The sequence below is a fragment of the Rhodococcus sp. MurmanLake-1 genome (assembly GCF_056945715.1).
Map to the genome: position 1 here is coordinate 1 of NZ_JBWZNF010000099.1, position 253 is coordinate 253.

At 60.5% G+C, this 253-nt stretch carries 1 protein-coding gene; it reads left to right on the top strand.

The window, feature by feature from the left end:
- Positions 1–231 (top strand): hypothetical protein (locus tag AC2ETI_RS32815; RefSeq protein WP_483635076.1); only part of this gene is annotated, 231 nt, incomplete at its 5' end.
- Between the last annotated feature and the right edge of the window lie 22 nt (positions 232–253).

The following is a 253-nucleotide window of genomic DNA, read 5'->3' on the forward strand; positions in this document are numbered from 1 at the left end:
ACCGGCGACACGGAACGTCGGTTTCTCACTCACGCAGACCCGTTCGCTATCGGAGGAATGATCGAAAGTTCCAAGCCTGAACTACCGATCGGGGTCCTGGAATATCTGGTGCGCGTGCTAGGGGGCCTCCTCCGCCTCCCCGGCATGGAAGCATTGGTCGATCGGCGCGGGGGGAGCTGGGAATCGGCGTGCTGTGGTCTGTCCGCTGGAAGCGAACCATTCTTCGGATGAATCGTTCGTCGACCGTGTACAT